This is a genomic window from Microbispora sp. ATCC PTA-5024 (assembly GCF_000511135.2).
GTDB classification, from domain to species: Bacteria; Actinomycetota; Actinomycetes; order Streptosporangiales; family Streptosporangiaceae; genus Microbispora; species Microbispora corallina.
Map to the genome: position 1 here is coordinate 552,026 of NZ_KI866526.1, position 11,264 is coordinate 563,289.

Genomic DNA, 11,264 nt, shown 5'->3' on the forward strand with positions numbered 1-11,264 from the left:
CCGAGGAGCTGGAACGCCGCCGCATGGCCGCTTCCGTCCACGCCCGGATCGATTCAGAGGTCGTGGTGACCGCCTGCCGGGTCCGGCTGGCCCGGCTTCTGGGGAACCTGATGGCCAACGCCGAACGGCATACCACCACGACGATCGAGGTCGTCGTCGCCGCGGACTCGCCCCATGCGGTGCTCGAAGTCATCGACGACGGTCCCGGCATCGCGCCAGCCGACCGCGAAAGAATCTTCGAACGGCTCTGCCGCCTGGACGATGCCCGTCGCAAGGACCCCGGCGGCTCCGGGCTCGGCCTGCCCATCGCACGCGAAATCGCGCGGGTCCACGGCGGTGACCTGTACGCCGCCGACCACCCCACCGGCGCCCGCTTCGTCCTCCGCCTCCCACTCACTGCCTAGGAGGAGAGGTCGCCGACCATGGCGGACACCCGGGGCGTCGTCGGTCAGGGGCTCGGGTTCGCGGTGCCCGGTTCGTCGAGGAAGGCTTTCGTGGCCCGCATGGCGCGGGGGTCGAGCAGAGTCGTCGCGTGTCCTCGGCCGCGGAGCAGGAGGAGGCGGGCGCCCGGAATGCCGCGCGCGGTAGCTCGGGCGAGCTCGGGTGGGATGAGCGGGTCGCGGGTGCCGCCGACGACGAGCGTGCGTGCGGCGATCTCGCCGAGCCGTTCCGTCACGTCCCAGTCCTGGACGGCCTCGATGAGCGCGACCTCGCCGGGGGCCCGCTCATCGCCGCCGCCCCGCGCGTAGACGGCCGCCACGATCAGCCGCAGCGGGCCGTGCGCCACGAGGCCGCTGCCGAGCCACGCGAAGGACCTTCCCTGTCGTTCCAGCTCGACGCCGCGCAGCAGGTCGCGTCGTCCCCGGTCGCTGACCCGGCTCGCGGCGACGCTGACGACGAGGCGGTGCACGACGTCGGCGTGGTCCATCGCGAGCTGGAGGGCGGTGATCCCTCCGCCGGAGACGCCCATGACGTCGACCGGCTTCCCGAACCGCTCCCGGAGCGCGAGGGCGTGCCATCCGGCCAGTTCGGCGATGGAGGTGCCGGAGCGCATGTCCACGGGACGGCAGATCAGGTGCACCGTGCGGCCCGACCCGAGCGCGACGGCCCGGGCCGACCTGGCCAGTGAGCGGGGGACCTCCTTCGACAGGTCGGCGCCCTGGCCGAGACCGGGCAGGAACACCAAGGGCGGGCCGTCCCCGGCGGTCACCACGGACAGGCCGTTGTCCAGCCGCTCGCCGCGCATGGGAACCCCCACTCGTGCCCGATGCCGGAAAGCCTACGCGGAAGCGGCGGACAGGGCGGCGCGGCCACGCTCAGGACGTACGTGACCTCCTACAGCCCCAGGTGCTCGTCAGCCGGCATCGGCGAGGACCGCGCGCAGCCTGCGGGACGAAGGCTTCGGGCTCACCGGCGTAGCCGGCCGCCGGATCTAGTCGCCGGTCGTGCCGTCGAGCATCTCGCGCAGGATGTCCAGATGACCGTTATGGCGGGCCGTCTCCTCGATGAGGTGGAGGAGGATCCAACGCAGGTCGACGTGGAGGCCGTCGCGGACGGCTCGCTGGGCCTGCGTGTCCAGGCCGTTCCCGGCGACCAGTTCGCGGTAGCGGGCGCTCTGTTCGACGTATTCGCCGAGCAACTGCGTGAGCGGGAAGTCGACCGCGATGCGCATCTCGCGGTCGGGGTCCTCCTCGGTCCAGGGGCCCCGGTCTTCCTCGCCGAGGAAGACCACTTGAAACCAGTAGTACTCGACCCAGCGGAGGTGGTTGATCACTCCGCACATGGTCATCAGCGGTGAGCCCGGCAGGAGCGCCTTGCGCGCGTTCTCCGCGGAGACGCCGTCGCACTTGGCGCGGGCGGTGTCACGTGCGTAGTCGAGGAACGTGGTGAGCTGGGTGCGCTCGTCCCACGCGGGCGGCGTGTCGTCGATTCTGGTCATCGCGCGAGCTTCCCCGATTACCGCGGCCGATGTCGAGTCGATTATCGACAAACCCGCCCTGCTCCACCCGGTTCTTGTCCGGCAGGTCGCCACAGCGGTTCAGCGCCGACAGGCCGCCCGGCATGATCCGCCGGACAGGCTCTAGCCGCGTCCGGTCTCGGCGAAGCGCTCGTGTCCCAGCACCGCGAGCAGCCGCAGCTTCTCGTGGCCCTCGGTGCGCGGGGGAGCGGTGAGCACGAGCAGCGACTGAGACTGGTCCTCGGTGAACAGCACCTGGCAGTCCAGCTCGATCGCGCCGAGCTCGGGATGGATGAGCGTCTTGTGGTCCTCGAAGCGCTTGGCCACCTCGTGCCGGTCCCACAGCTCGGCGAACTCCGTGCTCGCCTTCTGCAGCGCCCGTACGAGCTCACCGGCCCGGGACCGCGGGCCCATCGATCCGTAGGCGACCCGCAGGTTCGCCACCTGGGCGCGGCTCTGCCTGTCGCGGTCGTCCTCCGGGTAGCACAGCCGTTCGGAGGGGTCGGTGAACCAGCGGTAGATCCCGCTGCGGGCGAGGCCCGTGTGGCCGGACCTGTCGCCGAACAGGGCGTCGGCCATCCGGTTCTGCACCAGCGTCTCGCCCAGGTTGGAGAGGATGAGCGCCGGGGTGTCGTCGAGGCGGTCGAGCACCCGCAGCAGCGCGGGGGCGACGTGCGTCGCGGCGGTCACCGGCGCCGGGGCGTTGTGCCCCGCCACCCGGAACAGGTAGTCACGCTCGTCGCCGGTCAGCCGCAGCGCGCGGGCGAGCGACGCGAGCATCTGCTCGCTGGGCTGCGGACCGCGCCGCTGCTCGAGCCGCGTGTAGTAGTCGGTCGACATGGCGGCGAGGGCCGCCACCTCCTCGCGCCGCAGGCCCGGCGCCCGTCGGCGGGCGCCCATGGGGAGCCCCACGTCCTCCGGCCGCAGCGCCTCCCGGCGCCGGCGCAGGAAGTCGGCGAGTGCGCTGCGGTCCATGCGTTCAGTATCCGCTCCGCGGCCGGGGTCCGACGACCGCGAACCAGGGATCGCCGATCCCCCGATAAGCGCTCTCTGCACCCGCCGCCGTGCGCCGCCCACCCTGGAGGCATGAAAATCTCCGGCAACACCATCTTCATCCCGGGTTCCACCAGCGGCATCGGCCTCGCCCTCGCGGTCGAACTGAGCGCCAGGGGCAACACGGTCATCGTCGGCGGCCGGCGTACCGAACTGCTGGATCGGATCGCCGCGGAGCACCCCGGCATCGACACCGTGCGGATCGACACGGCCGACGCCGCCGGCATCGAGTCCGCCGCGAAGGAGGTGCTGGCCAGGCACCCGGACCTCAACGTCCTGGTCACGATGGCCGGCATCATGCGCGTCGAGGACTGGCACAGTCCCGAGTCGTTCCTCGCCTCCGCCGAGGAGGTCATCACGACCAACGTGCTCGGCCCGATCCGTCTCATCGCCGCGTTCATCGAGCACCTGCGGACGCGGCCGGACGCCACCGTCGTCACCGTCTCCTCGGGCCTGGCGTTCACGCCGCTCAAGGTCACGCCGAGCTACAACGCGTCGAAGGCCGCGATCCACATGCTCAGCGAGTCGATCCGGCTGCAGCTCGCCGACACGACCGTGAAGATCGTGGAGCTCGAGCCTCCGTCCGTCCGCACCTCGCTGCTGCCCGGCCAGGAGAACAGCGAGTTCGCGATGCCGCTCGACGAGTTCGTGGCCGAGGCCGTCGAGCTGCTCAGGACCCAGCCCGACGCGAAGGAGATCCAGGTCGAGCGGGTGAAGTTCCTGCGCTACGGCGAGGCGCGCGGCGACTACGACCAGGTCGTCGAGACGCTCAACGCGTCCGACCCCCACGGCAGGCAGCCCCACGCGTAAGGGATCCCCGGGGCGGCCGTCCGGGCGCCGGTCGTACGTGGTCAGGCCTGGTACACCCGAGTTAGCAGCTCCATCAGCTGCCGGCCTTCGGCCGCGCTGAGCGGCGCCAGGAGCTCGGCGTTGGCCCGCTCCGCCAGCTCCGCGCACCGCTCCAGGGTCCGCGCGCCTGCCGGCGTCACCGTCACGGCGTTCTTGCGGCGGTCCCGCGGGTCGGGCTCCCGTATCGCCAGCCCGGCCTCCTCCAGCTGGTTGAGCAGGATGACCACGTCCTTCGGGTCGAAGCCCAGCCTGCGCACCACATCCGCCTGGGCGACCGGGCCGTACTCGCTCACCGCCGCGAGCACGGCGTGATGCGACAGCTTCAGCCCCTCGCCGGCGATCGCCTCGGCGACCAGGCTCCGGCCGCGCTCCGCCACGCGGCCGGCCAGCCAGCTCGGCAGGGACTGGATGTGCGCCAGTGCGCGCGGGCGTTCGGTCACGGAGGCAGGGTATCCAAATTCATTGGACTTCCCAATGACTTCTCTCTACGCTGAGGTCGTTGGTGATCCCAATGGATTGGAGACGTCCGTGCGTCGTGTCCGCTACGAGGTCGGCGGCGGCCCCGAGGTTCTCTTCGTCGAGGAGGCGCCCGTTCCGGAGCCCGGGCCGGGCGAGCTGCTCGTCCGCGCCGAAGCGGTCGGCGTCACGCTGCCGGCCGTACGGAAGGTGCGTGAGTCCGCGGAGCCGGTCCCGCTCGGCGGCGAGGTGGCGGGAACGGTCGCCGCCGTGGGCGCGGGCGTCGCCGGCTTCGCCGAGGGCGACCGCGTCACCGGTCTCTGCTTCTCCCACGCCTACGCCGAGCTGGCCCTGATCCACGAGGCGATGGCCTCCGCCGTTCCCGACGGGACGACCGGCGTCGACGCCGTGGCCCTGGTCCGCAGCGGCCTGGTGGCGCGCGGGGCCTACGAGGCCGGACGCCCCCGCCCCGGCGAAGCCGTCCTGGTCACCGCGGCGGCCAGTGCGGTCGGCACCCTCGCACTGCAGTACGCGAAGGCGGGCGGCGCCTCCCGTGTGGTCGCGGCCGTCGGCAGCGCGGACAAGGCGGAGTTCGTCCGGGCCCTCGGCGCCGACGAGGTTGTCCTGTACGGGGACGGATCCTGGGGCGATCCGGTCGACGTCGTCGTCGACGGGGTGGGCGGAGACGTCCTCGGCCCCGCGGTGCGCGCCCTCGCGCCCGGCGGCCGGCTGGTCGCCTTCAGCTCGGGCGGCGGTGCGGTCGACGCGTACGAGCTGCTGGTCCGCAGCGCCTCCGTCATCGGCTTCCAGCTGGCGGCCATCGCGCGGGGCAGGCCGGAGCTGTACGCGCGCTGGCGTGACGAGCTGTGGGAACTCCACCGCTGCGGCACGCTGCGGCCCCACGTGTTCGCCGAGATCCCGCTCGCCGAGGCGGCCCGCGCCCACGAGATCATCGAGTCCCGTCGCAACCTCGGCAAGGTCGTCCTGGTGCCCTGAGACGAGCTGCGCCGTGCCGGCCGGCGCGGTCGCCCGGTGCGCGCTACCAGGCGGTGGAGCCGCCGTCGACGGGGTAGTTGGCGCCCGTGATGTACCCCGCGCGGTCGGAGGCGAGGAACGCCGCCAGCTCGACGACCTCCTCGGGCCGGGCGAAGCGCTTGAGGAGCGTCTTGGCGGTGATCGCGTCCCGGGCCGCCTGGTCGTCGCCGAGGTCGCGGTCGCTGAGCGGGGTGAGGGTGGGTCCGGGGCTGATCGCCACCACGCGGATGCCGTGGGGGGCGCCTTCGAGCGCGAGTTGCCGCGTCATGCCGATGATGCCGGCGTTCGCCGCGCTGTGGGCGACCATCGGGGGGACGGCGCCGCCGATCATGCCGGCGATGGAGGCGACGTTGACGATGACGCCGCCGCCGCGCCGGACCAGGTGCGGCCAGGCGAACTTCGACACGAAGAAGGGGATGTCGAGCTCGCCGGTCAGGGTCGCCCGCCAGTCCTCGATAGAGACGTCGGGCATCGGGCCGAAACGGACCAGGGCGGCGTTGTTGTAGATCACGTCGAGCCCGCCGTAGACGGCCGCCGCGTCGTCGACGGCCCGCCGTACCTGTTCCGGTTCGGTGAGGTCGACCGGCGCGAAGCCCGTCATCTCGCCGCCCGCGGCGCGGACGAGCCCGACCGTCTCGTCGTTGGTGCGGGGGTTGATGTCGAGCCCGACGATCTTCGCGCCCTCCCGGGCGAAGACCTGCCCGGCGACGCGGCCCAGGCCGCCTCCGCTGCCGGTGATCAGCACTACCTTCTCGTCAAGCGTTCCCATGGGATCTCTCCTGGTCCAGTCCGTGGTCGTCTGGGTGGCTCCGCGCGTCCAGGTCCGTGGCGCGGCCTCGTGATGGAGCCCCTCGCTAGTACTTGACGAGTCAATCAAATCGGTAATTGACGTGTCAATCACATGGCCTGTCGGGCGGCCGTGACGCTCGTCACGCCGGTGAGGGCTGCCGGGGGCCTGCCATCATGATCGGATGCACGAGACGTGGAACGCGTGGGGACATGTCGTCGTCGCGGCCGTCCTGGCCCTTCCCGTGGCGGCTCTCGCCGCGTTCCTCCTCGCGGGCCACCGCCGCCGCGCGGGACATCCCGCTCCCCGGCGAACGGCGTTCGCGGACGTCGCCGTCGTGGCCGGTACGGCCCCCTGGATCTGGATGATCCTCACGCCGGGGACGGCGCGGGGCGTGGACCTCGTCCCGCTGGTCGACCTGGCGGACCAGATCGTGTCGATGTCCCCGGTGGCGGCGTTCGTGCAGATCGGGGGCAACCTCCTGGTCTTCGCGGCGCTCGGCGCGGCGCTTCCCGTCCGCTCGCCGCGCTTCGCCTCGCTCACCGCCGTGGCCGCCGTCGCGGCCACGGCCTCGCTCACCGTCGAGATCCTCCAATACGCCCTCCGGATCGGGCGGGTGAGCTCGGTGGACGACGTGATCCTCAACACGGCGGGCGCGGTGCTCGCGGCGCTCGCCACGCGGAGGTGGTGGGCCCGGCCTCCCGGCCCTCGCGGTGCCCCCGCCGAGGACCGGGAGGTCAGCCGGCGGCGATCTCGCCGAGCAGCCGGTCCCAGTCGGCCGTGAACCGGCGGATGTCGTAGCGGGCGAGCGCCGCGGCCCGGGCGGCCTTGCCCGCCTGGGCGGCGAGCTCGGGGTCGGAGGCGTACGCGTCGAGCGCCCGGACGAGTGATGTGATCTTGGTGGACACGACGCCGGCCTCCGGCGGCACGGCCTCCACGGCCTCGGTGGTCGCCAGCGCCACGACCGGCATGCCGATCATCATGGCCTCGATGAGCGACAGGCCCAGCGAGGTCCAGCGGTAGGGGTGCAGGTAGACGCGCCGGCGCGCGAGCCCGGCGTGCATCTCGGCCTGCGGCGCGTCCTCGTACGCCTGGACCCGGTCGGTGAGGCCCAGGGTCGTGGGCAGCCCGGTCACCCCCATGCCGTAAACGTCGAGCGGCGCGGCGGCGGCGAACGTGGGCAGCAGGTCGGTGCCGGCGACGCGCCACCTGCGGATCGGCTCGTTGACGACCACGCCCGCGTGCGGGAGCTCGCCGGTGTAGAGGTGGCCCGGGTCGACCACGCCGTGCTCGATCACATGGGTGGGGGCGTGCCCGGAGTCCCAGAACAGGTCGTTGAAGTGGGTGACGTGGACGAGCGGGATGTCCCCGCGGTGGGCCAGCGGGTGCCGGGTCTTCGGGACGTCGCCCGCCGGGGTGTTGTGCTCGACGTACACGCCGGGCACGGTCCGGCCGAGCCACTCCCGGGCCAGGTCGACCTCGTGCGGTCGCTGGTAGACGACCACGTCGACCTCCTCGCCCGCGAGCCGGTCGAACGGCACCTCGCGCACGTTCTCCGGCCATGGGTAGGTGCGGGCCCGCCCGCGTCCGTCGGGCCCGCGGTCGGGCGTCAGCGGAACCAGGTAGTCGTGGCCCCCCTGCACGAAGGAGGTGGTCCACGAGCCGTGCACGTGCCAGACCAGAATTCGCATCAGATCATCGCTCCCCGTCCGTCGATCGGTCGGCCTTCCCGCGGTCCCTCACGCCGCCCCGTCGGCCCCACCCCCCTGCCCCGCCAACCCGCCTTCATCCCCCTCGCGAGGGGTGCCCACGCCGGCGCCGTCCAGCACCATGTCCACGGCCGCGCCCAGGTCGGGCGCCACCTCGGGGGCGGCGGCCACCTCCTCGGGCAGCGTCACGGCCGTCGGTACGAGGATCGCCCGCGCACCGGCCGCATGTGCGGCCGCGACGTCGCGCCCGATGTCGCCGATCACCACGCAGTCGCCCGGCGCCACGCCCAGCGTCCGCGCGGCGCGCACCACGAGCCCGGGGGCGGGCTTGCGGCACTCGCAGCCGTCGCCGTCGTCGTGCGGGCACACGGCCCACACGTCGAACGGACCGAGAAGCTCCTCCACCCGGGCGTTCACCTCGCCCAGCGCCTCCGGGCTGATGATCCCCTTGGCCACCCCCGACTGGTTGCTCACGATCCCCATCGGGAGGCCGGCCCGGCGCAGGCGGTCGAGCGCCCGGCGGGCACCCGGGACCGGTTCGACCAGGTTTGGATCACTGTTGTATGGAACGTCACGAATGAGCGTTCCGTCACGGTCGAAGAGCACTGCGGCGGGGCGGCGCGAATGGCGTGGCAATACGTCCTCCTGCGTGAACCGCCCCCCGGGCCACCCGGGCCTCACGGTCGCAAACACGGGCAATGACTACTCACAGTGATGATTTCTGAGTTCACTCCCCGCTCACGTCGAGTTCTCCGCAAAGCGGTGTTTAGAAGCGCTTCTCTCGGTAACCAGACACCCACCGCGCAACGGAGGTAAACCGATGCGATTCCTGGGGATAAACGCGATATTCCATGATCCAGCCGCCGCGCTGGTCGTGGACGGAGAGGTGGTCGCGGCCGCCGAGGAGGAGCGGTTCAGCCGCCGCAAGCACGGCAAACGTCCGGTGCCGTTCTCCGCCTGGGAGCTGCCCGAGATGGCGGCCGCCTGGTGCCTGGAGCAGTCCGGGCTCCGCCCGGAGGACCTGGACGGGGTCGCCTACTCGTTCGACCCCCGGCTCGTCCGCCCCGGGCAGGCCGGGCTCGACGACCGCTGGGAGGACCTGCGCACCACCTACGCCCATCGCGCCCCCAACTTCCTCGCCACCGCGCTTCCCGGGCTCGACCCCGCCCAGGTGAGCTTCGTCCCCCACCACGTCGCCCACGCGGCGTCCGCCGGTCTCGCCGCGCCGTTCCGGGAGTCGGCCGTCCTCGTCTGCGACGGGCGGGGCGAGGCGGTCTCCCACCTCGCCGGGCACTACCAGGACGGCGAGCTGACCGTCCTGGCCACTCAGGAGCTTCCCCACTCGCTGGGACTCATGTACGAGGACCTCACCCAGCACCTCGGCTTCCTCAGGTCGAGCGACGAGTACAAGGTCATGGCCATGGCCTCCTACGGGCGCCCCCGCTTCCTCAAGGAGCTGCGCGAGCTCGTCCACCCGACGGGCGACGGGGGGTTCCGCGTCGAGCCGATCGACTGGAGCGTCTACGCCAAGGCGCTGTCGAAGGGCGAGGCGTGGACGGCCGACCACGCCGACCTGGCCGCGAGCGTCCAGACCCGCCTGGAGGAGGTCCTGCTGGACCTGGTCCGCTGGCTGCACGACCGGACCGGCGCCCGCCACCTGACCATGGCCGGCGGCGTGGCGCTCAACTGCGTGGCCAACACCCGCCTGTTCCACGAGGGTCCGTTCGAGGACGTGTGGGTGCAGCCGGCGGCGGGCGACTCCGGCACCGCCCTCGGGGGCGCGCTGCACCTGGCCAGGGCGCACGGCGACCCCGTCGTCCCGATGCCCGGCGCCGACCTCGGCCGCGGGTGGAGCGACGAGGAGCTGGCCGCCTGGCTGGACGTGGCCAAGGTGCCGTACGAGCGGCCGGTGGACCTGGCCGCGGCCGTGGCCGCCGAGCTCGCCGCCGACCGGATCGTGGCCTGGTTCCAGGGACGGGCCGAGTACGGCCCCCGGGCGCTCGGCCGCCGGTCGCTGCTCGCGCACCCCGGCAGGCCGGGCAACACCGAGCGGCTGAACGACGTCAAGGGCCGCGAGCAGTTCCGTCCCATCGCCCCGATGGTGCGGGCCGAGCGCGCCCCCGAGATCTTCGGCAGGGGCCCGGTGCCGAGCCCGTACATGCTGTTCGTCCACGACGTGCGGCCCGAGTGGCGCGAGCGCATCCCCGCGGTCGTGCACGTGGACGGGACCGCGCGCATCCAGACCGTCGAGCGCGGGCGGGACCCGCTGCTCGCGCGGCTGCTGGAGGAGTTCGAGGCGCGGACCGGGCTGCCCGTGGTGGTCAACACCAGCCTCAACACCGCGGGCCGTCCCATGGTCGACGACCCGCGCGACGCGCTGGAGTGCTTCGGCTCCGCGCCCGTCGACGTGCTCGTGCTCGGCCCGTACCTGGTGCGCAGAGGGGCGGTGTTCGCCGGATGACCAGACCGACACCCGGCGGCGAGCGCCGCCGCACGACCGCCGCCGCTCCCGGCGCCACGGCGGAGACCACGCCCCGCGCCACGCAGGCGAAGGCCCGCGGGAAGGCGTCCGCGACGGCCGCGGCCCGGAGCCGTACGGCGCGGAAGGGCGCCGGGCCCGCCGTGACCGTCGTGATCCCGACGATCGGGCGGCCCAGCCTGGCCGCGACGCTCGCCGCGATCGGGCCCGGTCCGGAGATCGTCGTGGTGGACGACCGGACCGGCGAGCCGGAGCCCCTGGCCGTGCCCGCGCGCGTCCGGGTCCTGCGATCCGGCGGACGCGGGCCGGCGGCGGCGCGCAACGTCGGCTGGCGCGCCGCGACGACGCCCTGGGTGGCGTTCCTGGACGACGACGTCGTCCCCGGGCCCGGATGGGTGGAGGCGCTCGCCCGCGACCTGGCGGACCTGCCGGCGACGGTGGGCGGCACCCAGGCGCGGCTGGAGGTGCCGCTGCCCGGCGACCGCCGCCCGACCGACGCCGAGCGCAACACCGCCGGCCTCGCCGGCGCCCGGTGGATCACCGCCGACATGGCCTACCGCAGGTCGGCCCTGGAGGCGGCGGGCGGTTTCGACGAGCGGTTCCCTGCGGCCTACCGGGAAGACTGCGACCTCGCGTTACGGGTCGAGGCGGCGGGCTTCTCCCTGGTCAGGGGTGAGCGGCTGACACGGCACCCCGTCCGCCCCGGCGGGTTCTGGTCGAGCGTGCGGCTCCAGCGGGGCAACGCCGACGACGCGCTGATGCGCCGGGTGCACGGCCCGGGCTGGCGGGACGCCATCGGCGGCGCTCCCGGGAGGCTCCGGCGGCACGCCCTGACGACGGGCGCCGCGGTCCTGGCCCTCGGCCTGTCCGCGGCGGCGGCCTTGACGGCCCGGTCCGGCCCCGGCCGCCGGGCGCTGGGCGCGGCGGCCGGAGCGGCGG

The 11,264-nt window shown here is 73.3% G+C and carries 13 protein-coding genes; 6 read left to right on the forward strand and 7 right to left on the reverse strand.

The window, feature by feature from the left end; genetic code table 11:
* The coding region (locus MPTA5024_RS33235) for a sensor histidine kinase (RefSeq protein WP_198167538.1) at positions 1 to 404 on the forward strand (404 nt) is incomplete at its 5' end.
* A 44-nt stretch (positions 405 to 448) separates the two neighbouring features.
* On the opposite strand, the gene MPTA5024_RS33240 is transcribed toward MPTA5024_RS33235, so the two are convergent.
* The 3 genes from MPTA5024_RS33240 to MPTA5024_RS33250 form a co-directional block, all read right to left on the reverse strand.
* Positions 449 to 1,246: an alpha/beta fold hydrolase gene (locus MPTA5024_RS33240; RefSeq protein WP_051458959.1), complete on the reverse strand. Its 798-nt coding sequence runs from the start codon at positions 1,244 to 1,246 to the stop codon at positions 449 to 451.
* A gap of 186 nt (positions 1,247 to 1,432) precedes the next feature.
* On the reverse strand, positions 1,433 to 1,939 hold the full coding sequence (locus tag MPTA5024_RS33245; protein WP_036331670.1) for a DinB family protein: 507 nt from the start codon (positions 1,937 to 1,939) through the stop codon (positions 1,433 to 1,435).
* Positions 1,940 to 2,080: 141 nt separating this feature from the next.
* Positions 2,081 to 2,932 carry a helix-turn-helix transcriptional regulator gene (locus tag MPTA5024_RS33250; protein ID WP_036331672.1) on the reverse strand — a complete coding sequence of 284 codons (852 nt, stop codon included), beginning with the start codon at positions 2,930 to 2,932 and terminating at the stop codon, positions 2,081 to 2,083.
* A gap of 111 nt (positions 2,933 to 3,043) precedes the next feature.
* Here MPTA5024_RS33250 and MPTA5024_RS33255 point away from each other — a divergent pair, with 111 nt between their 5' ends.
* Entirely contained in the window at positions 3,044 to 3,820 is a 777-nt protein-coding gene (locus tag MPTA5024_RS33255; protein WP_036331673.1) for an SDR family oxidoreductase, read from the forward strand.
* Positions 3,821 to 3,861: 41 nt separating this feature from the next.
* On the opposite strand, the gene MPTA5024_RS33260 is transcribed toward MPTA5024_RS33255, so the two are convergent.
* Complete coding sequence (locus MPTA5024_RS33260; RefSeq protein WP_036331675.1) at positions 3,862 to 4,299, reverse strand: MarR family winged helix-turn-helix transcriptional regulator; 438 nt, start codon at positions 4,297 to 4,299, stop codon at positions 3,862 to 3,864.
* An 88-nt stretch (positions 4,300 to 4,387) separates the two neighbouring features.
* Between MPTA5024_RS33260 and MPTA5024_RS33265 the strand changes: the two genes are divergently transcribed.
* Complete coding sequence (locus MPTA5024_RS33265) at positions 4,388 to 5,311, forward strand: quinone oxidoreductase family protein (RefSeq protein ID WP_036332131.1); 924 nt, start codon at positions 4,388 to 4,390, stop codon at positions 5,309 to 5,311.
* 43 nt (positions 5,312 to 5,354) lie between these two features.
* On the opposite strand, the gene MPTA5024_RS33270 is transcribed toward MPTA5024_RS33265, so the two are convergent.
* Positions 5,355 to 6,119 carry an SDR family NAD(P)-dependent oxidoreductase gene (locus tag MPTA5024_RS33270; protein WP_036331677.1) on the reverse strand — a complete coding sequence of 255 codons (765 nt, stop codon included), beginning with the start codon at positions 6,117 to 6,119 and terminating at the stop codon, positions 5,355 to 5,357.
* Positions 6,120 to 6,321: 202 nt separating this feature from the next.
* Here MPTA5024_RS33270 and MPTA5024_RS33275 point away from each other — a divergent pair, with 202 nt between their 5' ends.
* A complete protein-coding gene (locus tag MPTA5024_RS33275; RefSeq protein ID WP_036331678.1) occupies positions 6,322 to 6,921 on the forward strand; it encodes a VanZ family protein in 600 nt (199 codons plus the stop codon).
* On the opposite strand, the gene MPTA5024_RS33280 is transcribed toward MPTA5024_RS33275, so the two are convergent.
* On the reverse strand, positions 6,875 to 7,828 hold the full coding sequence (locus tag MPTA5024_RS33280) for a glycosyltransferase (protein WP_036331680.1): 954 nt from the start codon (positions 7,826 to 7,828) through the stop codon (positions 6,875 to 6,877). The genes MPTA5024_RS33275 and MPTA5024_RS33280 overlap by 47 nt on opposite strands.
* 48 nt (positions 7,829 to 7,876) lie before the next feature.
* Positions 7,877 to 8,539 carry an HAD family hydrolase gene (locus MPTA5024_RS33285; RefSeq protein ID WP_332310656.1) on the reverse strand — a complete coding sequence of 221 codons (663 nt, stop codon included), beginning with the start codon at positions 8,537 to 8,539 and terminating at the stop codon, positions 7,877 to 7,879.
* A gap of 127 nt (positions 8,540 to 8,666) precedes the next feature.
* On the opposite strand from MPTA5024_RS33285, the gene MPTA5024_RS33290 reads away from it, so the two are divergent.
* Together MPTA5024_RS33290 and MPTA5024_RS33295 are read left to right on the forward strand one after the other, a co-directional pair.
* Positions 8,667 to 10,307 carry a carbamoyltransferase family protein gene (locus MPTA5024_RS33290; protein WP_036331682.1) on the forward strand — a complete coding sequence of 547 codons (1,641 nt, stop codon included), beginning with the start codon at positions 8,667 to 8,669 and terminating at the stop codon, positions 10,305 to 10,307.
* Positions 10,304 to 11,264 (forward strand): glycosyltransferase family 2 protein (locus MPTA5024_RS33295; RefSeq protein ID WP_084370202.1); only part of this gene is annotated, 961 nt, incomplete at its 3' end. The genes MPTA5024_RS33290 and MPTA5024_RS33295, both read left to right, overlap by 4 nt.

Coding starts and splice junctions, on each gene's coding strand:
- MPTA5024_RS33240 (WP_051458959.1), bottom strand. CDS start 1,246: ATGCGCGGCGAGCGGCTGGACAACGGCCTGTCCGTGGTGACCGCCGGG.
- MPTA5024_RS33245 (WP_036331670.1), bottom strand. CDS start 1,939: ATGACCAGAATCGACGACACGCCGCCCGCGTGGGACGAGCGCACCCAG.
- MPTA5024_RS33250 (WP_036331672.1), bottom strand. CDS start 2,932: ATGGACCGCAGCGCACTCGCCGACTTCCTGCGCCGGCGCCGGGAGGCG.
- MPTA5024_RS33255 (WP_036331673.1), top strand. CDS start 3,044: ATGAAAATCTCCGGCAACACCATCTTCATCCCGGGTTCCACCAGCGGC.
- MPTA5024_RS33270 (WP_036331677.1), bottom strand. CDS start 6,119: ATGGGAACGCTTGACGAGAAGGTAGTGCTGATCACCGGCAGCGGAGGC.
- MPTA5024_RS33275 (WP_036331678.1), top strand. CDS start 6,322: ATGCACGAGACGTGGAACGCGTGGGGACATGTCGTCGTCGCGGCCGTC.
- MPTA5024_RS33280 (WP_036331680.1), bottom strand. CDS start 7,828: ATGCGAATTCTGGTCTGGCACGTGCACGGCTCGTGGACCACCTCCTTC.
- MPTA5024_RS33290 (WP_036331682.1), top strand. CDS start 8,667: ATGCGATTCCTGGGGATAAACGCGATATTCCATGATCCAGCCGCCGCG.